Here is a 19,560-nt window from a genome sequence, read left to right on the forward strand (position 1 = left end):
CGCAACTGGCACGAGCCAGAATCAGTTCGACAGGAATTAGTACCACGAATCAGTCGGGTGGTCGCTGATTTCGACACCGGTAATCTCGAAGCGTGCACCACCCTCCTTACTCTCGGTGATGTTGATGGTCCAGTTGTGAGCCTTGACAACGTCTTCGACGATTGAGAGCCCAAAGCCGGTGCCGTCGTCGTTGGTCGTGTACCCGTGACTGAAGATATCGTCGTACTCGTCTTCGGGAATACCGTCGCCGTCGTCTTCGACAAAAAAGCCGCCTCGCTTGCCCTCGTCGGTCGCTTTCTTGGAGGCGTCCAGTAGCCCCACACGGACTGTCAGCGGGGAGTCGTTGTGATCGACTGCATTCCGAAAGAGATTTTCGAAGACGTGCTGGAGACGGTCTCGGTCTGCTCGGACTGTCGTCGACTCGTCGATCAGTGCCTTGAAATCAGCGTCGTCGGTCTGGGCCGTCTCCCAGCTTTCGGTCGCAACGGCGGCCAGTGATACCTGCTGGGTGCCTTCAACAACGGCACCAGCACGCGACAACATCAAGAGATCCTCGACCATTGACTGCATCCGGCTGAGACTCCCTTCGATCTCGTTGATGTGCTCGTCTGTGTTCTCACGACGGAGGAGATCCAGTCGCAACTGGGCAGCATTAATCGGATTTCGTAAGTCGTGGCTGACCACGCCAGCGAACTGGTCAAGTTTCTCGTTTGACTTTTCTAGCGTTCGTTTCGTTTCTTCGAGTTCTTGCTCGTATTCTTTGAGATCGGTCACGTCTCGTGCGTAGCAAAGTACTGCGTCCTCGTCTGTGCCCGTCGTCTTGAACGGAATTCTAGTCATTTTAAAAACATTTGTTTCGCCGTCGGGATCCCGCAGTTCCTCTTCGACGGTCATCGGTTCGCCCGTTTCTATAACCTCTATTTCCCGCCGTCGATACTTGTCGAAGTTTTCGATATTCTCGACCTCCGATTCGATATCGAACTCGCGTTTTCCCTCGATTTCTTCCGGAGTCATTCCATGTAACTCGGCATTTGCCTCGTTCGAGAGTAGTACTTCGTCGTCCAGATTTTTCACGAAGAGTGGATCTGGAACGAGGTCGATGATCTGTCGGAGTTGTTCGCGTGCCCGCTCGATTGCCTGCTCACGCTTTCGCAGTTCCTCCTCGCGTTCTTTGCGTTGAGTGATATCGGTCTGAATACCGAGTAACCGCTCTGCCTCGCCATTACCGTCGTACTCAATAATGCCACGAGCCTGGATCCATCGCTGGTCCTCCGCGGGTAACTGCACTCGGAACTCAGCCCGGAACTGCTCGCCGGTCTTGATAGTGTGGTTGACCTGCTCGTGAATGTACTCCATGTCCTCGTCGGGAACACGGTTGGCAAAGCCCGCGAAGCTACCGGGAAACTCGCCCGGGTCGTAGCCAAACAGTTGCTCACTGGTTTTGTCCCAGATCACGTCGTCAGTATCGAGGTCCCACTCCCAGACCCCGGTGTTGGTCTCGTCCAGCGCGAGCTGGAGCCGCGTCGTCAGTTCTTCCAGTTCCTGCTCGCGTTCCCTGCGGTCGGTGATCTCCCGGAGTACGATCGAGTACCAGCCAGTCTCTGCGCCGTCGGCGGTCACTGCCGAGACAGTCATCGAATAGTGATGTTCTACCCCGTCGCGTTCGATCGTCAATTCCGTGGTGAATGTATCTTCGAGGGGTGGATCGATTGTCGCTTCGACCTCTGGACAGGCTGTCTCGAAGGGATCCAGAAGACGATCGGGGAGTGCTGGCCAGACCGCCGTCGCGGCTTCGTTGAAATCGACCAACCGGTTTTGTTCCTCGATGACGAGCACCGGATCGTGGAGGTTTTCGACGACTGTTTTCCTGGCGACGGGTTTCACGTCGAGGAGATTGAACCTGAACAGGGCCACCGCCACAAACACGTAGAAGACGAACATACCGAGGAGCGCATCGGGGAAGCCTTCCATCGGCAACAGAGTCGTGAGATGATCGACGTAATCTAGTGTGTTGATCGATAACGCACCGACGATAAACATGATTAGCTGCCGCCCGCCGTGTCGCTGGCTGGATCTGAGCTTCGTCACCAGGCGGTAGTAGGCGTACAACCCCGGTATCTGGAGGCTGAGCAACATCCCCCAGAAGACGACGCCGCGCTGGACCGCGATGTACGAAAACGGATCCGAGACGGCCCGGAAGTCGGCGAAAAGAAGATGGTGCATGTTGTTCGTCGGTGCCAGAAGCAGGTACCCGCCGATAATCGCAACGAGGTGTGTCTGGATCAGCCGATTGTGGTGGAATCCCGCCTCGGTGTACTTCGAGGCGAACACGACGAACGCACAGACCGTTGACAGCGCACCGAAGAATCCGAGCCCGTGAGCGATGTACTGGTACGTCGGGTTCGTCACGACGAAAAAGAAGGTGTAGGGCAGGACCCACACCATGCCCGTACCCACCATGATGAGGAACCACTTTGCCCCGCTTTGGTCCCACTGGTACCGGTAGACCCAGGCAGCGATCAGCCCTTGGGTGAGAAACGTCGTCGCAAGGAGAACCGTATAGAAGATCTGGATCGTCGAAAGTTCCGCCATTACCCTGCTAGCTGTTCGATTAGTGCTTAATTGTTAGGTACTCGGCTCTGCACGTTTAGGTAGGACCGCGATATAGACCGCATCAACGGCCGATGCTGCCGATAACGGATTTCACTATGTCCGTACCGAACAACACGTCCGGGCACGGATCTTCGCCTGTGTTCTGAGCGTGCTGTTGCTGGCAACGCTCAAACTGGAGTTGAAGAAAGCATGCATGCTCTGGGTGATGCTCGGATAGTTGGGACATTTAGGTAGCCAAGCGGTCGTCAATCTTCGGCTGTCGCAGCTCTATGACTGCTGAAGTGCGCCCAGTATAAATGAGGTAGTGACGGTCAAGCATTCGCGCGAACGGAGTGAGCGCGATTCACTGAACGTGAGGCAAAGCCGAGCGTTCAGCCTTTTTAGCGTAGATTTTCCCGGGAGAGGTTCCCACAGCGAGCGAAGCGAGCAAGGAAACCCGACCGCGAAAAAGGTACTTTCGCAACCAGCGTATTCAGCCAGTTCCACGATGAAAACCACTTGTTGAATCGTTCAATAACGCCCCCGTAACAGGCAATCGGCGATAGCAGTTCCTACCGTCCGAGTTCCTCGTGTGCGCTCGCGAGATGGCGCGAGCAGAAGGCCCCGATGAGCGAGAGTTCGCCAGCCAGCGCGCCGACGGCGATCACTTCGGCGAGCGCGTCGGCGTTGTCGCCGGGCGGGTCGCCGCCGCCGCCGACGCCGAGCATGTCGAGGGCTTCAGACTGTGTCGGGAGCGTCGTTCCGCCGCCGACGGTGCCGACTTCGAGCGAACTGAAGGAGATACTCGCGTAGAGGTCGCCGTCGCGGGTCTCCATGGTCGTGATTGCGTTTGCGCCCTCGACGACCTGCGCGGCGTCTTGCCCAGTTGCGAGAAAGACTGCGGCGACGGTGTTCGCTGCGTGGGCGTTGAAACCGAGACTTACGGCTTTCGCACTCCCGACCAGATTCTTTCGGGTGTTGCCCTCGACCATCGCCTCGGGGGTGGTGTCGAAGCGGTCCTCGACGGTATCGCGGTCGATCACCACGTCTGCGCTGACGGTTCGGCCCCGCCCCTCGATTGCGTTGATCGCCGCAGGCTTTTTGTCCGAACAGAGGTTGCCCGAGAGTGCGACCAGTTCTGCCGGGGTTTCTCGCTCTACCAGTTCACTCGCCTCGCGGGTGGCGATGGTGGCCATGTTCATCCCCATCGCGTCCTTGGTGTCGTAGACAAAGCGGAGGAAGACGCTGTCACCGACGACGTAGGGATCGACCGCGAGCAACTCCCCGTGACTGGTCGTCGACTCCGCGGCCTCGCGTAATTTGTCAGTGTGACCCTCGACCCACTCGGTGACTGCTGCGGCCTCAGCGACGCCCGCGACGCGGAACACGGGGGCGCGTGTCATTCCGGAGTCGGTGACACGAGCGGTCGCACCGCCAGCGGCACGAATCGCTGAGAGACCGCGGTTGACGCTCGCGACGAGTGCACCCTCCGTGGTAGCCATCGGGAGGTAGTACTCGCCGTCTGCCGCGCCGCCGTCGACGGGGACGGGTCCGGCCACGCCCATCGGAATCTGTGCCCCGCCGACCATGTTCTCGATGTTCGCCTCGGCGTCGTCGGCCGCGAAGTCGTACGCCCCGACGGCCTCCAGGTTGACGTCGGTCTCTGCTTCAAGAAGCGCTCTGCGTGCGGCCGCGGCAGTCTCGGAGTCAGCGTGTGATTCGAGTTCGTACAGCCGTAACTCGCCCGCCCTGACGCGCTCTGCGAGTGCCGCTGGGTCAGTCATACCCGGCACAACGGCGGCATCTCCCGTAAGCGCTCCGAACGAGACGGGCCCGCAGAATAATTGAAAAATCTACATGTGTGTCGAACCGGTAGGATTGCACATGACTGATGAATATATCGAACACGTCGACCAAACAGCACTCGGAACGATGGCCGTGATCGCTACGATGCCCGTCGTCATTTCTTGGGATACTGACGGATTTTCCGGCATTCAAGTGGTAACGTCCACTGCGATTACGTGGATCGTTGCGTTCTCTTCGGGTGTTCTCACACTGTGGTTCATCAATCGTCGCAAGGGTGAGTAATGGATAGTCAGCGTGCGGCACTGGGATGCAATCGGTCAGTCTACAGTACACAATACTACAACTTTCTTCCAATTTAGCGGTATTTTAGTAATATTTTTCTCAAGATACGCAGTGATATTCTATCAATAGCAATATCTGACGGTATATCGTTCATTTTTGTATCGAACGAACGTCTCTCTCTTTGTAATGAACAGACATATCGTCCTCGTCGGTGGCGGCCGCGTTGGCCAGCACGTTGCCGAACAGCTTAGCCCCGCTCGGAATACGGTGACAATCGTCGAACGTGACCCGCAGAAATGTGACGAACTGGATGCAGATGCCAATCGAGTTATCGAGGGTGACGGAACCGACCTGCAGACGTTCGGCAGTGTTGATCTTTCTGCGGTGGACATCGTCGCTGCCCTCACGAACGACACGCGGACGAACCTTACCGTCTGTGAACTGGCGAAAGACGGGAACCCGGACACTGTGACGCTGCTCCGGATCGCCAGAGACGGCGAGCAGGACTACGGCCACCGGTCGTTCGTCGACCACGTCGTCTATCCGGCGGCGGCGGGCGCAGCCGTCACCGTCGACCAGATCAGCGCTCTCTGACGGTCTGATCGACGCGCTCTGACGATCTCCGGCCACGAGTGTCGGTGAGACACCTTCCCTCACAGCGCAACGGCGACGCCCATGAGCGACGCAAACAGGAGAATAAAGGCGACCAGCGCGTAGATCTTTCGGTACGACCGGCGGTAGCGACCGAGCAGTTCCTCCGGGGAGTGATCGCTCACGAGCGGCGGCACGTCATCAGGTTCTGCAAGTTGCAACGCTCCGTTCGGCGTCGACGACTCCCGAACAGCTCCCACAACAGTTACTGTCTGTCCATCCTCGATCGTTGCTTCCCGGAACCTGCGGGTCCCCTCTGGCGTTCGAAGCCGCGGCAGACTGGGGAGTAGCCGCGAGGTCGACTGGTCGCCCTCCAGTCCGACCCGCGAGCAGAGCCGTCGGGTCGGATCGGACAACTCCTCGCCGGGCAACACACGTGTTTCGCTGTCGAAGCTGGCGATTTCGAGCCACAGCCCCTTCACGTCGAGCCCCTCGACCGGCATCATCCCGACACCGCTCAGCTGCAGTCGCTCGGTCCCCTCGATGCGGTCGTGCCGACTCCAGTCGGGGACGGCGACGTGCTGTCCGTCCCCCCGGACGTGAAAGCCCTCGGTGTCGACGCCGAGTGCTTCCTGTCCCCATGCATGCTTCACCCCGAGCGCGTCGTATCGGTGCAGACTGTGGATATCCCAGCCAGCCAGCAGGGCCGGGTCGGTCGAGAGTGGTGCAGAGATCGACCCACGCTCGTTCTCCGTGGCAGTACCGGTGACGAGCGCCGTCTCGCCCGGTGTCGCAGTTGCTGGCGTCTCGACCGGTCGCTCCCGGAACCGCCGATACCGCGTCCGGTGTTTCAGCCCTCGGTACAGAAGCGGTGAACTCAAAAGAAGGAGCACACCGGCGACTATCCCGCCGGAGAGCAGCCCTGCAACGAGTGACATTATCGGTGGCTGCAGTCACGAACGGATAACTGTTGTGAGAAGCCAAGACTGTCACACGGGTCGACACTCTTCGCCATCCTCACCGACTCGACGATTTTGATGTTACGACTGTCGCTCGTGTGTACTCATCGTGATCGCACTCGCGAGTGCGCCCTTGACGACCACCTCGGCGCCGAACGTCGTTAGCTGGATGTCGGGAACGTTGGACATGACCCGGCCGGGGATTTTCTCACGGACGCGTCCGATCACGTCGTCCGGATTGTGAAGTGCGACTGCGCCGCCGATGTAGATGACGATGGGGGCGTAGGCGTGGATGATCATCGCGAGTCCCTGTGCGTTCCACTCCGCGACCCGGTCGATCACGGACTCGGCAAACGCGTCTGTTTCGACCGCGTCGAACACGTCCGCTGCGGTCAGGTCGGGCGAATCGATCGCGAGTTCGGTCCGTTCGCCGTCGTGGAGCAGTTTCGCGTACTTCGGGATGTTGTTCCCCGAGCAGTACGACTCCCAGTGGCCGCGGCTGCCACAGCCACACGGCATCGCCCCCTCCGGGTCGACGGTCATGTGGCCCACTTCTCCGGCGTTGCCGTCCCAACCCGAGATGAGTTGTCCGTCGACGATCACACCGGCACCGATACCCGACGAGATGGTGAGGTAGATCATGTTGTCGGGGTTCCGGTCTGCGTAGAATCGCTCGCCGATCGCCCCCGCGTTGGCGTCGTTGTGCAGCACGACGGGCCCCTCGATCAGGTTCTCGACCGGGCCGGTCAGGGGAATCTGGTCGATCGCGTCGGGGAGATTCGCCGGGTCGCGAACCACGCCAGCGGCCCCGTCGAGCGGCCCGAGCGACCCGATCCCCGCTGTTGCGATGTCAGTCGGCGCGATGCCAGCATCCCGACAGGCGGCACGGAGCGCATCGAGGACGGCCTCGGTGATATCTATGCCTGACTCACCCTGCGGTGTCTTGCGCGTGTCGGACCCGTGGATGTGTCCTTCCTCGTCGCCGACGACCGCCCGGATGCTCGTCGCACCCAGATCAACGCCAGCATACCAGGCCATAGATCGCAATTGGCGGGCGGCCTAATATAACGACGGAATTCAAACGGTAGCACGGTGTTAGCGCCAGGACACCGCTGACAATCCGAAAACGTGAACACGGGTTCCGGCACACAGTACAGACAGTATGGCATCGAGTCGATCGGTGGTGCTCGCGGCGCTTTTCGCCAACGGAGCCATCGCGATCATGAAGTTCGTCGGCTATCTCCTCACGCTGAGTCCGGCGATGCTGTCCGAGACGTATCACTCCATCTCCGATACTGCAAATCAGGTGTTTCTCCTCATCGGGATCCGCTACAGCGAGCGCTCGCGGACGGCTGAACACCCCTTTGGCTACGGCAAAGCACAGTTTTTCTACTCGTTTCTCGTCTCCGTGCTCCTCTTTGGGATCGCTGGCTGGGAGTCAGCCAAACACGGGTTCAACGCCCTCCGACATCCACACACTCCAGACCTGACCGACCCGACACTGTTTGGCGTCACCTTTCCGGGCGTCTGGGTCAACTACGCCGTCCTGATCGGGGCGATCATCTTCGAGACCTATGCGCTGAAGAAGGCCCACGCCAACATGAGCCGTCAGATCGAGGAAAACAACTGGTCCGGGTTCCGGGAGGCGTTTCGCAAGACCAGCGACGTGACCGTCCTGACCGCACTCACGGAGGACGCTATCGCGCTGAGCGGTGCCGGTATCGCACTGTTTGGAGTCTTTCTCACCCGAACGACTGGGAACCCGCTGTACGATTCCGCTGCCGCCCTGTTGATCGGGATCATGTTGATGGGCTTTGCCATCGCACTCGCCTGGGAGAACAAGCGTCTCCTGCTCGGCGAGAGCCTCCCGAACGACGAGGAAACTCGTCTCCGTGAACTCGTCGCCAGCCACGAGGGCGTCACTGAAATCGTCGACTTCCGCACGGTCTATTTCGGCCCCGAGAACGTGCTCGTGACCGCACACGTCGTGTTCGGTGACGGCGGCTCCACTGACGATATCGATGCGTACATCGCCGGTATCGAGGAGACGCTTCGCGAGGCGAACGGCGACGTCAACAACGTCTACATCGAACCCGAACAACCGCGGTCTGATGGTGACAAGATGGTGTTCTGAGGAAGCGATTGCACGCTCGGTGCTGCGGGCGAACCACCGGACTCACTCACGCGCGGGCGGCGGCGTGTACGTCGACAGATCGGTCTCCCGAAGGTCCACCTCGGAGCCAGTTTCCGCTGCCTTGTACGCTGCCATACAGACCCGCAGGACGCGATACCCGTCGTCGAAGTCGAGCGTTCCGTTCTCGACGCGCCGGAACGCCTCGACTGCGTCGCGGTTCTCCGCGACGTACCCGCCCGTGACTGCGTCCGCGGCCGCGACTGGCATCCGACCGCTCGTTGCGGTCTGTTTCTCCGCCCAGCCCTCGCCCTCGCCAACTGCGTCCGAGAAGAACACACTAGAAGAGGCTTCGTCTGCGACGACCTGCCCGGAGTACTCGGGGCCGAGCAACTCGATGGTTCGCCGGACGCCCGCACCCACGTAACACCACGACCCCGTGGCCTCCGAGACGAGGGGGTCGCCGTCTGCGCTCTCGTAGCGAACGGTCGCGCGGGCGTAGTCGTCTGCGGGATGTTCCTCGTAGTCGACGCCGTGTTCCTCGCGCAACTGGTCTGCGTACTCCTCGCGACTCCACTTCAGCGTCTCCGTGTCCGCCGACACCGAAATTGGGTCGAGGCCGCCGTCGGGCCGCTGTGGGTCCGCAAGCAGGACGTGATTGCCCGCGAGGGCGTGACAGAGCATGTCGGTGAGCGCGCCGCCGCCCTGCCGTCGACCGTCCCAGAACCACGCGGAGTGGGGGCCGCCGTGTTCGGCCTGTGCGCGAGCGAGATACGGCCGCCCGGCGTCGCGGCCGCGCTCCCAGAGCAACTCCCGCATCTTCCGGATGTCGGGTTCGTGAGGCCAGTTTTCGAGGTAGGCGTCGGGCAGGTCGACGGCGTCGAGACGCTCCCGAATTGTCTCCGCCTCCCGGAGATTGCGCGCGAGTGGCTTCTCGATGGCGACTCCCTGCAGGTCTGCGCCGTCCTCGACTGCGTCGACCACGGCGTCGATGACGTCGACCCGCGTGAAGTTCGGGCCGGTCACCCAGACGCCGTCCACAGCAGGGTCGGCGGCGAGCGCGGCGACTTCGCCGTCGCCGTAGACGCTTGGGTCGCCCAGCCCCGACTCGCGACACTCCGCGGCGACCGCTGCAGCGGTCTCCCGGGTGCGGTTCTGGATCCCGGCGACGTGGACGTCCGGGATGTACTCGATGCTCGGAACGTGCGCTTCGCGGGTGATGAACCCACAACTCACGAAGCCGATGCCGAAGCTGTCGGACATACCTGAGAGGGGGATTTCCATCGGAATAGTTCCACCGGTCGTTCAGTCCGGGAAATTGAATCATGCCTCGGGGTCGGCCGCCGCTTCGGGGGTCTGCAGGTCGGTTGCGATGAGCAATGAGATGACAGCGGTGACGATGCCGAGCGCGGCGAGGACGCCGAACGTCTCCTGTGCGCCCACGACGTCGAACAGCCGACCGACGACGAGTTCGCCCACAGCGCGGCCGGAACTCATCCCGCCGACGAACAGAAAGCTCTGAGCGGTCGATTTCAGCCCCTCCGGCGCGATACCGTGTGCGAGATTGACCGAGGCGAGGTTGAACAGCGCGTATCCCGCACCGAGCAGCACCTGTGCGAGAACGATCGGTGGGGCGCTGCCGCTGAGAAAGAGCACGAGATACGTCACCGTGTAGAGGACGCCAGCGATCGCCATCAGACGCCGGTAGGAGCCGCCGCGCCGGGCGATATAGAGAAAGGCGACGGCCTCCGCGACTGTCTTCACTAGCCACGCGACGCCGGTGATCCAGTCGGCGTGCCCGACTGCGCGGATGTACACCGAGAAGAAGGCGCCGGTCGCGGGGGTCATTACGCCCAGCGCGAACGCGGCCACGAGCACGAGCGTATACTGCTTGGTCAACAGCGGTCGGACGGTTTCGACGCTCAGGTCAGAGCCGAGCGCGTCGGGTTCGTCGACGGGAATGACGAAGAGTAGCGCCACGACCGCGGCCATCCCGATCGTATACGCGAAAAAGACGAGTTCGGTCTGGAAGACGCCGACCAGATAGCCGAAGCCGAGTCCGGCGACGCCGAACGCGATCGACCCGTAGGCGCGCACCCCCTCGTAGGACAGCCCCGTCGTGAGCACGAGTGCGTTGGCGATAGGCATCGCCGGAGCACGAAAGACCGCAAAGAGTACCGTTGCGACGAGGACGACCACGAGCGTGCTCGGAGCAGCGGGGGCGAACGGATAGATGAGCGCGGCGAGTCCAGCACCGATAGCCGAGATGAAGAGGATGAGCTTGCTGATCCCCTTCCAGTCAGCGACAAGTCCCCACACTGGCTGAGCGAGCATCGTAAACAGCGGGAACATGAACCCGATGATCCCCATCTCGGTGCCGGAGAGACCGATCTCCTCGAAGAAGACGTTCCGAAACATGGCGTAGCCGCTGAAGGAGGCGAACATCACGAAGTAAAACAGCTTGAAGCCGCGCTGTTCGCTCAACACGGGGGCGTACTCCCCCCACAGGCACCCGGAGATTCGACTGGCGGCGAACGCATCGAAGTGTTCGCATCTCACGAGTGGCGTCCGTTAAGCGTTCCGATCGCCATCTGACGAAATCACGCCACAGCGCACTGAACGTTGGCGCTTAGAAGAAAAACAGCTCGTCCATCACGTCGTCGGTCGCGGGCGCTCCGTACTCGGAAATCTCGACCGCTTCTGCGTGTTCGACCTGTGCGCCGCGCTCCTCTCCGTATCGCTCTTTGAGTTGGTCGCGGAACCGGTCGGCGACGTTGACCTCCGTGTTCTCGTTGAGGTGGCTGAGCCCCTCGTTTGCGAGCCACTGTTTGCGCTCGTCTTCGTCTTCGGGGACGGCGTCGAGTTCTCCGAAGGTGTAGGGGAGCCACTCGTACATCTGGGACTCGTGACAGTCGAGCGCGTCGATTTTCGTCTCCAGCACGTCGCTCACGTCGAGCACGACGTCGGGTTCGAAGGCCGCTGGCTTCTGGAAGTGGTCAGCGACGTAGCCGAAGACGGGATTCGAGTCGAGTGCCGGAACCTCCGGACAGGTGTTCGGGACGATGAGCGAGTACGCTGCATCCTGAATCAGTTGTGCGCAGTAGCGGTGGTCGGGGTGATAGTCGTAGGGTCGCGGACCCAAGACCAGATCCGGGTTGACCTCGCGGATGAACCCGATGAGCTTGTTTTTCGTTTCGAGATCTGGCTGAAGCTGCCCGTCGTCGATGTCGAACACCTCGTACTCGATGCCGAGCAGGTCAGCGACAGCCTGCGTTTCCGCGACCCGTCGCTTTCCGATCTCCGCCCGGTCGAGTTCGTGGTGTCCGGCGTTGCCGTTTGTCATCGAGAGACAGGTCACGTCGTGACCTGCGTTTGCGTATTTCGCGGTGATGCCGCCGGTTTTGATCTCACAGTCGTCAGGATGTGCGCCGATCGAGAGTACGTGGAGCGTATCCCCCATACCCCGATATTGCAAGCCGGTTAGGAAACGTTTGCGGTACCGGTCGTCAGAGCGAACAATCGGCGCTTCTGTCACGTCTGACAGTCTCTATCTCGATTCCGCGGATTAAAGAGAACTCGGCCGCACTGTTTAACTGTGCCAGCAAGCGACCCCGGTGTGCAGATATCGTTGTTCCAGATAGACAACTACGGCCCCTGGACAGTGACGCCGGAACCGCGGAAGGAAACTGACCTGCAATCGCTCCAGGCCAGGCTGTACGCGGACCTGGCTGACTTCGTCGGTCGACACGACGGCTACGTCTTCTACGACCGCTTCGACAACATGCTGGGTGTCACGAACGGGATCGGGGTGGCTGAACACGCCCAGTTTCAACAGCAGGTCAGCGAGGAGTATCCGGTGACAGTCTCGATAGGAATCGGCTCGGGGGACACGCCCGTCGAGGCGCTTGGAACTGCCACGGAGATATTACAGCACGCAGGCAGCGCACAGGACCCAACGCGCACGGAGATCCTGGAATCCCGTGGCACCCACTCGGAGGGCGACCTGACGATTGCCCACTTCGACGTGGTCGACGTGACCGGCAGCTACACCGACCGGAAAAACGCCGCCGACACGACGATCACGATACAGCGTGCCACCGTCGAACTCGCCGCTCATCTCCGTACCACACACGACAGCATCGCCCATTTCGTCGGCGGTGACAACGTCATCGCTGTCTGTCCGCCGCTCACGCCGGACGCCTTCGAGGGCGTTCGCGAACACGTTCAGGACACCGCTGGCGTCGACCTGCAAGTCGGCGTCGGTCGAGGAACGACAGCACACGCCGCTGGTCACCGGGCCAAACTCGCACTCGAAGAGTGCCGCGAATCCGGCTCTCGCATCCAGCAGGTGACGACGAGACCGGTTCCTGAGTAGCCTCACGACTGATTCTGTCCAACGCGCACAGTCCCTGTCAATACGTCCACTGCACAGGACTCACGCGTTGGGAACCAGCAGCGGCTGTGCTCACTCGATCAGTTTGATCCTTCTCACTCCGCTAGTTCGATCGCTCCCTCCTCGCTAAGTGTCACCTCGTGGCCCTCTACGGTGAAGGTGATACTTTCTTCGTCACCTTCGATGACCTCTCGAACCTGGCCGGGATCGACGTAGGAATCGATGTCGTCGAGGTCATCAGCGACGAGGTCTGTCTGTGTGGTTACTGCTTCGACGATTGCGGCACGAACTGGTCTCGGGCTAACCCATTCCTCCCCCTCGGTCTCCTGCATGATGTACACTACGTTTTCCTCAGAGCCCATGTGTCTCTCTGTTTCGCTCCGGCGAAAATAAACAACCCGAGTGGTTTCAGAGCCTGAAAGAGCGCCCTGTCGGACGTCGCTTTCTGTGGCGACGTCCCGCGGGAGCGTCACTCCTCGCGAGGCAGCGTCTCGTCGATAAGTGAGTCCAACCCACGGCGAAGTCGTTCGGACGCGGCCTGTGTCGAGATGTCGAGTTCGGTCGCCAACTCGCCGAGGGACTGCTTACGCGGCACCTCGAAGTATCCCGCTCGTGCCGCCAGTCGGATCAACTCGGCCTGCTGTTCGGTGAGTGGGCACCGCTTCGTTCGAACTGATGCGGTTGTTTCGTAGACCGCCTCCACGTCGAGATTTGCCTCCTCCGCTGGACAGTCATCTCGAAACGCCTCGAACGATCCACGGTCGGGAAACCGGACGCGTAGTTCCCAGGCGCCATCCCGTACTGTCCCCGAGACGAACACGCCACCGTGAGCGACCAGCGACTCGTAAACTGCCCCCGCTTGCGAGCCCTCACCGTGAACTGCCAGATACGAATGCCGCCCGTCGGTGCTCTCAAATACGGTGACGCAACTCACCGAACTGTCCCGAGCAAAGGCTGGCCGCAACTGTTCCGGACGCCCGGCCGTCGTCACCATCGTTCGTAACGGAACCGCCTCGCTGCCGTCGAGGCGGTCGATATCGAGCGCGTCCCGGCCGCACGCGCGAACTGTCTCGGCGAGCACCGCCGTCTCAAACTGAAGCCGGGCAATCATGTCTTATCGTAAACTAGTCCGAGGTATAAGTTACTCGCCCCCACTGCGCGCCGAGCGTGGCGCTGATCTGTCTCACCATCTGCGTGTCCGGAGACAAGCCGCCGATCTCGACGAAACTGGTGTTATCCGGACAACGGAAGCCGGTTGGAGAATGTCAGTTCCGGATAGGAGTATGTCAGAGGCACGGTCCGGAGTACTCTCTCCCCAACGCGGCATTCCATGTTCGTCGGGTTCCGATTTAGAGCTATTGCTTTGTAATTCATGGTAGGCCGGTGCAGGAGACAGACTCTGAGACCAGCCCCCGATCGTGCGTTGGTTCACGTGGCTGTCGCATCGCCGGGCGCGGATCGCGTGGTCGAACCCACCGGCGCACCAGCATATAAATGGGCACAGCCTGATCGGCTACATATGGCCGACAGTGAGGACGCAGACGACATCGTCGCTGACTTCCCGTTTCAGGAGGACGCTCCGGAGCCAGACGAAACGTACCGCTGTGAGGTTTGCGACCAGGAGTTTGATACAGAGCGCGGTCGCAATATCCACCGTGGCCAGGCACACTCCCCGGAGTGACCTCCGTCTATGAGCCGGACCGTCGTCGATCTGTTCTGTGGTGCAGGCGGACTCAGCCACGGCTTTCAGTCCGCGGGGTTCGACGTGGTCGCGGGTGTCGACCACGAGGCAAAGTTCGCCAGAACGTTCGAGGCAAACCACGACGCCACGTTCGTCGAGGCCGACCTCGATTCGGTCACGGACGCGGAGTTACTCGCCGCACTCTCACTCGACCCCGGAGATGTGGACGTGGTAATTGGCGGACCACCCTGTCAGGGGTTCAGTCTGGCTGGCGCGACGACGACGCCCGGCGACGCGCGGAACTTCCTTCTCACCCAGTTCATCAAAGCGGTCTATCAGATCGAACCCGAGTGGTTCGTCATGGAGAACGTGCCGCGGGTGAGAACCATGGAGGACGGCGCTGTCCGAGACTACGTGCGCTCCCAGTTCGAGAAAATCGGATACAGCGTTTCCGACGGCCTGTTGAACGCTGTCCACTTTGGCGTCCCACAGCGACGCGAGCGTGCCTTCTTCGTCGGGCACGCTACGGGGCGACGACTCTCCCTGCCGGAGGGGCGGTATCGTGAATCCGCCACACAGAAGACGCTCTTCGAGGCGCAAAACGACAGGCCGCGGACGGTCAGCGATGCGTTCAGTGACCTGCCATCGCTCGATGCTGGCGAATCCAAGACGGACTATGCGACGCCGCCCGAGTGTTCCTATCAGGAACACCTCCGGCGAGCGGGTCCGGACCTTGCGAACCACCGTGCGCCCGCCCACGGCGAGAGTGTGATCGACCGCATCGCGCGCGCGGAGCAGGGCGAGCGCATTCCGTACGATACCTGGTCGCAGAAACGCAGGCTGACGGCGGACGCACCCGCACCGACGTTGCTGGCTGGCCCGAGACCGACGTATCACTTCGCTCATCCGACACAGGACCGGGGTCTCAGCGTCCGCGAACGGGCCCGGTTGCAGTCCTTTCCCGACCACTTCACGTTCTACGGGCCGGTCACGAAGCAGCGACAGATGACGGGAAACGCGGTCCCCCCGCTGGTGAGCGAGGCACTTGCCGAGGCCATTCTCGACGCCGAATCGGAAGAAACAGTCACCACGTGACTGGTTTGTGAAAGCAGCGATTCACGCGAGATTTTCGCCTTGATAGGTCCCGTCGTACTCGCCTTCGTGGTCAGCGCGGGCGAGCACGAGTTGTGCGATCCGCGCGCCCGCTTCGATTTCGATGTCGTGATATACCTCCAGCAACCCCTCGCCGCGCCCCTCGTAGCCCGCGTCCCAAACTGCCGTATCGAGCATACACGAGTTGCGCAGCAGTGACGAGCGCGGAAACAGAAAGCCGACGTGGTTCTGTGGAATTTTGACCCGATCGCCGTACTCCACGACGTAGCCCCCGGGTTCGAGTCGGTAGATTCCGTCTTCCGGCTCGATTTCCTGCCGCTGGCCGACTGTCTTCCCGTCTCGGTCGATGCGGCCCGGTTCGACCTGCTCGAAGACCGCGCCGAGCGTCAGGTCGACGCCGTTCGGTTGCACCTGGTCGTCTCGCAGGTCGTCGAGTTGGCTGGCGACGAACTGGCCACTCCGGTACATACCCACTCTGTGCCGAGCAGGGCAAAAATGCTACCGTTTTCGGGGGGAGCCCTGCCCGGAGTGGTATGACATGATTTATGTCTGCGGATAGCCGATATTTGATCGCTATGGGACAGACACTTACCGAGAAGATTCTCGATGACCATCTCGTCGAGGGAGAACTCGAACCCGGCGAGGAGATCGGCATCGAGATCGACCAGGTGCTGACACAGGACACGACGGGGACGCTCGTCTGGCTCCAGTTCGAGGCGCTCGGCCTCAACGAAGTCCAGACCGAACTCGCCGCGCAGTACTGTGACCACCAGACCTACCAGTTCGACTTCAAAAACACCGACGACCACCGGTTTCTGCGTTCTGCCGCCGGAACCTTTGGCGCATACTTCTCCCGACCGGGCAACGGTATCTGCCACAACGTCCACAAGGAGAACTTCGCTGCGCCCGGGAAGACGCTGCTCGGTTCGGACTCACACACGCCGACGCCCGGCGGTCTCGGCCAGCTAGCCATCGGGTCGGGCGGCCTCGACGTCGCCGTCGCGATGGGCGGGGGTGCCTACTACGTCGACATGCCGGAAGTCGTTGAGGTCCGACTCGAAGGCGAACTGCCCGAGTGGGCAACCGCCAAGGACGTCATCCTCGAGATGCTTCGTCGCCTGTCGGTCAAAGGCGGCGTCGGCAAGATCTTCGAGTACACCGGCCCCGGCGTCGAGACGCTGTCGGTCCCCGAGCGGACGACCATCACCAACATGGGGACGGAACTCGGCGCGACGTCGAGTATCTTCCCGACCGACGAGAACACGCAGGATTATCTCAGCCGGCTGGGCCGCGAGGACGAGTACGTCGAACTCCAGCCCGACGAGGACGCCGAGTACGCCGACCAGGTCACCATCGACCTGTCGGACCTCGAACCGCTCATCGCGACCCCGTCGATGCCCGACAACGTCGTCCCGGTGCGCGAAGTCGCCGGTCAGGATGTCGAGCAGGTCATCATCGGTTCCTGTACCAACGGTGGCTACCCCGACATCCTGCCCTCGGCGAAGATGCTCAAGGGACGGGAAGTCAACAAGACCACCGAGATGATCGTCGCGCCCGGTTCCAAGCAGGCCTCCGAGATTCTCGCTCGACAGGGCTGGACCGCGGAGATGATGGCTGCTGGCGTCAACTTCTCCGAGGCGACCTGTGGCGCGTGTATCGGTATCGGCCACGTGCCAGCCTCGGACTCGGTGTCGCTGCGAACGTTCAACCGCAACTTCGAGGGTCGCTCGGGTATCGAAGACGACAACGTCTACCTGTGCTCGCCCGAAGTCGCGACCGCCGCGGCGCTCGCAGGCGAAATCGTCGACCCACGTGACCTGGCCGAGGAACTCGGTGACCTGGAAGACCCCGGCTTCGAGATGCCCGAGAAGTACGACGGCTCGAAGGCCGACATCATCGAGCCAGACGAGGCCGTCGACGACGACCTCGTCAAGGGGCCGAACATCGGTGACGTGCCGCTGAAAGACCCCCTTGACGCACACCTCGAAGGGCCGACGCTGCTGAAGATGGACGACAACATCACGACCGACCACATCATCCCTGCCACGCAGGACATCTTGATGTACCGGTCGAACATCCCGAAGCTCTCCGAGTTCACGCTCTCGCGTGTCGACGACACCTTTGCAGAGCGCGCGCTCGAATCCGACGGCGGCTTCCTCGTCGCTGGCGAGAACTACGGTCAGGGCTCCTCGCGCGAACACGCCGCGCTCTGTCCGATGTATCTCGGCGTCGAGGGCGTCCTCGCCCAATCGTTCGCCCGCATCCACAAGGCGAACCTGTTCAACTTCGGTCTCCTGCCACTGGAGATCGACGAGGCGACCTACGCGAACATCGAACAGGGCGACGACATCGAAATCGTCGACGACGTGGCCGAAGCCGTTCGCTCCGGTCAGGAGGAGTTCACCATCCGCATCAACGACGACTGGGAAGCGACCGGCATGCTCGATGCTTCCGCTCGTGAACGCGAAATCCTCGCAGACGGCGGCAAACTCACCCACGTCAAACAGCAGTACGAATCGGAAGGCGGCGCGCCTGCCGACGACTGATCGGAGCGACCGACTGTCGTCGATCTACACTATTTGATGGTCACAGTCCCTCCTGCTCGCTAATCAATCAGCAACCGCAAAAAAAGAGGCGTCAATTCGATTCTGCAGGTCGAAGCGTTAGCTTCTCGTTACTCTACTTGTTCCCACGGACCCCACTCGGAGCTACCGGGTTCGTCACCCTGAGTCCACCAGGAGGCTTCCCAGGTCGACCCGTCGTGGCTAACTTGGTCTCCACCAGTGTAGGTCTCATCTGGATCCCACGCGTCAGCGTCAGGTGAGTCGTCTCCGCCATCACTGCCGTCGTCACCGCCGGAGTCGTCGACTTTCTCCCACGGGCCCCACTCACTGCTGCCTGGCGCGTCTCCACGTGTCCACCAGGAAGCCTCCCAGGTGGAGCCTTCGTAAGTCACCTGGTCGCCGCTCGTATAGGTCTCGTCGGCGCTCCATGCTGATGGGCTGTCGCCATCTCCACCATCATTTCCATCGTCGCCGTCACCTGGCGGCGTATCGTCACCATCATCTCCATCATCGCCGTCGCCTGGCGGCGTATCGTCGCCACCATCAGCGCCGGCCACGTCAACATAGGAGCACGAATAGAACGCTTCTGGCGAATCTGACCGTTGCCAGACCCAGTAGATTATGTGCTCCTCGTTGTTGCGGTCAGGTACATCGATACCCTCGATCTTTTCTGTTCCACTCGGAGTGAACGAACCCGTCTCGTGGATCAATTCAAGGTCATCCCACGCAAGCGCAGTGTCTGGGTTCCATCCATCCTTGGTCATGTAGAACCGCATGTACTCGGTTGCGTGTGGCGCGGTAAGATCGAGGGTAAACGTCTGCTCACCGGGCGTTATCTCCGTCGATGGCCAGTCACCTGGTTCATCGTACGGAGCGAATCTTTCTTTTCCGGCGCTACAGAGTTCACCGTCATCGATGTTCTCTTGGTGGTTGCCGGCCGCATCACCGTCGCGAATTCCCATCCAGTTATAGATTGCCTGCGAGTTCTGCTCTGCCGCATACTCACACATAGGGCTCCTGTCTCCAGGATCCTCATTATAACAGGCCAACGCCTGACCGGTTGGATCCTCCGGACTTCCATGTGCAGCGGCCATCTGCACCGCAAAGAAGCCGAGCACTAATGCAAACAGGATTACCGCTCCTGTCTTTATCACACGTGATTTCGTGACACGTGGTAATTCATCGATTCCCCCTGTTCTACTCGTAGATGTTTCTACTTCCGACATGGTCGTTTTTCCCCCATTTGCGATCCAACCCTACATACTGTTGTCTAGCATATATAATTTTTGTACGAGGGTGTCATAGAACTGTTCACATACCAGATAGCAGGGTGAACGCTACGGAGGTATGAACCCAGCGACCCTGCAAGAGAATTCTACGGTAGAGGCAGTGTTCAATATCGTGGAGACGGAGACGTTAGCTCTGTTTGAGCACCTCTTCTTCTGCCG

17 protein-coding genes are annotated in these 19,560 nt (G+C 60.9%); 6 read left to right on the top strand and 11 right to left on the bottom strand.

Annotated elements, in window-relative coordinates:
* Window positions 1-36: 36 nt before the first annotated feature.
* Both ACMGFL_RS03385 and hmgA read right to left on the bottom strand, forming a co-directional pair.
* Window positions 37-2,592: a PAS domain S-box protein gene (locus ACMGFL_RS03385; RefSeq protein WP_436934127.1), complete on the bottom strand. Its 2,556-nt coding sequence runs from the start codon at window positions 2,590-2,592 to the stop codon at window positions 37-39.
* Window positions 2,593-3,164: 572 nt separating this feature from the next.
* Window positions 3,165-4,376: a hydroxymethylglutaryl-CoA reductase (NADPH) gene (hmgA, locus tag ACMGFL_RS03390; protein ID WP_436934128.1), complete on the bottom strand. Its 1,212-nt coding sequence runs from the start codon at window positions 4,374-4,376 to the stop codon at window positions 3,165-3,167.
* A gap of 490 nt (window positions 4,377-4,866) precedes the next feature.
* On the opposite strand from hmgA, the gene ACMGFL_RS03395 reads away from it, so the two are divergent.
* Window positions 4,867-5,274, top strand: a complete 408-nt coding sequence (locus tag ACMGFL_RS03395) for a potassium channel family protein (protein ID WP_436934129.1) — start codon at window positions 4,867-4,869, stop codon at window positions 5,272-5,274.
* 59 nt (window positions 5,275-5,333) lie between these two features.
* Here ACMGFL_RS03395 and ACMGFL_RS03400 read toward each other — a convergent pair whose 3' ends face one another.
* Complete coding sequence (locus ACMGFL_RS03400; protein ID WP_436934130.1) at window positions 5,334-6,209, bottom strand: hypothetical protein; 876 nt, start codon at window positions 6,207-6,209, stop codon at window positions 5,334-5,336.
* Between the two features lie 102 nt (window positions 6,210-6,311).
* Window positions 6,312-7,268, bottom strand: coding sequence for an ROK family protein (locus tag ACMGFL_RS03405; RefSeq protein WP_436934131.1), 957 nt, complete (start codon window positions 7,266-7,268; stop codon window positions 6,312-6,314).
* A gap of 124 nt (window positions 7,269-7,392) precedes the next feature.
* Here ACMGFL_RS03405 and ACMGFL_RS03410 point away from each other — a divergent pair, with 124 nt between their 5' ends.
* Window positions 7,393-8,364: a cation diffusion facilitator family transporter gene (locus tag ACMGFL_RS03410; protein WP_436934132.1), complete on the top strand. Its 972-nt coding sequence runs from the start codon at window positions 7,393-7,395 to the stop codon at window positions 8,362-8,364.
* Window positions 8,365-8,406: 42 nt separating this feature from the next.
* Here the strand turns inward: ACMGFL_RS03410 and ACMGFL_RS03415 are convergent, their stop codons facing one another.
* The 3 genes from ACMGFL_RS03415 to ACMGFL_RS03425 form a co-directional block, all read right to left on the bottom strand.
* On the bottom strand, window positions 8,407-9,624 hold the full coding sequence (locus ACMGFL_RS03415) for a Gfo/Idh/MocA family protein (RefSeq protein ID WP_436934133.1): 1,218 nt from the start codon (window positions 9,622-9,624) through the stop codon (window positions 8,407-8,409).
* 60 nt (window positions 9,625-9,684) lie between these two features.
* Window positions 9,685-10,920: an MFS transporter gene (locus ACMGFL_RS03420; protein WP_436934134.1), complete on the bottom strand. Its 1,236-nt coding sequence runs from the start codon at window positions 10,918-10,920 to the stop codon at window positions 9,685-9,687.
* 70 nt (window positions 10,921-10,990) lie between these two features.
* Window positions 10,991-11,821, bottom strand: coding sequence for a PIG-L deacetylase family protein (locus ACMGFL_RS03425; RefSeq protein ID WP_436934135.1), 831 nt, complete (start codon window positions 11,819-11,821; stop codon window positions 10,991-10,993).
* Between the two features lie 162 nt (window positions 11,822-11,983).
* On the opposite strand from ACMGFL_RS03425, the gene ACMGFL_RS03430 reads away from it, so the two are divergent.
* On the top strand, window positions 11,984-12,736 hold the full coding sequence (locus ACMGFL_RS03430; RefSeq protein ID WP_436936411.1) for a GTP cyclohydrolase IIa: 753 nt from the start codon (window positions 11,984-11,986) through the stop codon (window positions 12,734-12,736).
* Window positions 12,737-12,849: 113 nt separating this feature from the next.
* Here the strand turns inward: ACMGFL_RS03430 and ACMGFL_RS03435 are convergent, their stop codons facing one another.
* Both ACMGFL_RS03435 and ACMGFL_RS03440 read right to left on the bottom strand, forming a co-directional pair.
* Window positions 12,850-13,116 carry a HalOD1 output domain-containing protein gene (locus ACMGFL_RS03435; RefSeq protein WP_436934136.1) on the bottom strand — a complete coding sequence of 89 codons (267 nt, stop codon included), beginning with the start codon at window positions 13,114-13,116 and terminating at the stop codon, window positions 12,850-12,852.
* Window positions 13,117-13,223: 107 nt separating this feature from the next.
* Window positions 13,224-13,865 (bottom strand): helix-turn-helix domain-containing protein, encoded by a 642-nt coding sequence (locus ACMGFL_RS03440; RefSeq protein ID WP_436934137.1) that lies wholly within the window; start codon window positions 13,863-13,865, stop codon window positions 13,224-13,226.
* A 408-nt stretch (window positions 13,866-14,273) separates the two neighbouring features.
* Here ACMGFL_RS03440 and ACMGFL_RS03445 point away from each other — a divergent pair, with 408 nt between their 5' ends.
* Both ACMGFL_RS03445 and ACMGFL_RS03450 read left to right on the top strand, forming a co-directional pair.
* The gene (locus ACMGFL_RS03445) at window positions 14,274-14,435 is read left to right on the top strand and encodes a hypothetical protein (RefSeq protein WP_436934138.1); all 162 of its coding nucleotides are present in this window, start codon (window positions 14,274-14,276) and stop codon (window positions 14,433-14,435) included.
* 9 nt (window positions 14,436-14,444) lie between these two features.
* A complete protein-coding gene (locus ACMGFL_RS03450; RefSeq protein ID WP_436934139.1) occupies window positions 14,445-15,530 on the top strand; it encodes a DNA cytosine methyltransferase in 1,086 nt (361 codons plus the stop codon).
* Window positions 15,531-15,551: 21 nt separating this feature from the next.
* Here ACMGFL_RS03450 and ACMGFL_RS03455 read toward each other — a convergent pair whose 3' ends face one another.
* Window positions 15,552-16,016, bottom strand: coding sequence for a deoxyuridine 5'-triphosphate nucleotidohydrolase (locus ACMGFL_RS03455; protein WP_436934140.1), 465 nt, complete (start codon window positions 16,014-16,016; stop codon window positions 15,552-15,554).
* A 107-nt stretch (window positions 16,017-16,123) separates the two neighbouring features.
* Here ACMGFL_RS03455 and ACMGFL_RS03460 point away from each other — a divergent pair, with 107 nt between their 5' ends.
* Complete coding sequence (locus tag ACMGFL_RS03460; RefSeq protein ID WP_436934141.1) at window positions 16,124-18,094, top strand: aconitate hydratase; 1,971 nt, start codon at window positions 16,124-16,126, stop codon at window positions 18,092-18,094.
* Window positions 18,095-18,222: 128 nt separating this feature from the next.
* Here ACMGFL_RS03460 and ACMGFL_RS03465 read toward each other — a convergent pair whose 3' ends face one another.
* Complete coding sequence (locus tag ACMGFL_RS03465) at window positions 18,223-19,338, bottom strand: lytic polysaccharide monooxygenase (RefSeq protein ID WP_436934142.1); 1,116 nt, start codon at window positions 19,336-19,338, stop codon at window positions 18,223-18,225.
* Between the last annotated feature and the right edge of the window lie 222 nt (window positions 19,339-19,560).

This window comes from Halovenus marina, assembly GCF_051414115.1.
In the GTDB taxonomy this organism is placed as follows: Archaea; Halobacteriota; Halobacteria; order Halobacteriales; family Haloarculaceae; genus Halovenus; species Halovenus marina.

Coding starts and splice junctions, on each gene's coding strand:
- ACMGFL_RS03385 (WP_436934127.1), bottom strand. CDS start 2,592: ATGGCGGAACTTTCGACGATCCAGATCTTCTATACGGTTCTCCTTGCG.
- hmgA (WP_436934128.1), bottom strand. CDS start 4,376: ATGACTGACCCAGCGGCACTCGCAGAGCGCGTCAGGGCGGGCGAGTTA.
- ACMGFL_RS03395 (WP_436934129.1), top strand. CDS start 4,867: ATGAACAGACATATCGTCCTCGTCGGTGGCGGCCGCGTTGGCCAGCAC.
- ACMGFL_RS03400 (WP_436934130.1), bottom strand. CDS start 6,209: ATGTCACTCGTTGCAGGGCTGCTCTCCGGCGGGATAGTCGCCGGTGTG.
- ACMGFL_RS03405 (WP_436934131.1), bottom strand. CDS start 7,268: ATGGCCTGGTATGCTGGCGTTGATCTGGGTGCGACGAGCATCCGGGCG.
- ACMGFL_RS03410 (WP_436934132.1), top strand. CDS start 7,393: ATGGCATCGAGTCGATCGGTGGTGCTCGCGGCGCTTTTCGCCAACGGA.
- ACMGFL_RS03415 (WP_436934133.1), bottom strand. CDS start 9,624: ATGTCCGACAGCTTCGGCATCGGCTTCGTGAGTTGTGGGTTCATCACC.
- ACMGFL_RS03425 (WP_436934135.1), bottom strand. CDS start 11,821: ATGGGGGATACGCTCCACGTACTCTCGATCGGCGCACATCCTGACGAC.
- ACMGFL_RS03435 (WP_436934136.1), bottom strand. CDS start 13,116: ATGGGCTCTGAGGAAAACGTAGTGTACATCATGCAGGAGACCGAGGGG.
- ACMGFL_RS03440 (WP_436934137.1), bottom strand. CDS start 13,865: ATGATTGCCCGGCTTCAGTTTGAGACGGCGGTGCTCGCCGAGACAGTT.
- ACMGFL_RS03445 (WP_436934138.1), top strand. CDS start 14,274: ATGGCCGACAGTGAGGACGCAGACGACATCGTCGCTGACTTCCCGTTT.
- ACMGFL_RS03450 (WP_436934139.1), top strand. CDS start 14,445: ATGAGCCGGACCGTCGTCGATCTGTTCTGTGGTGCAGGCGGACTCAGC.
- ACMGFL_RS03455 (WP_436934140.1), bottom strand. CDS start 16,016: ATGTACCGGAGTGGCCAGTTCGTCGCCAGCCAACTCGACGACCTGCGA.
- ACMGFL_RS03460 (WP_436934141.1), top strand. CDS start 16,124: ATGGGACAGACACTTACCGAGAAGATTCTCGATGACCATCTCGTCGAG.
- ACMGFL_RS03465 (WP_436934142.1), bottom strand. CDS start 19,338: ATGTCGGAAGTAGAAACATCTACGAGTAGAACAGGGGGAATCGATGAA.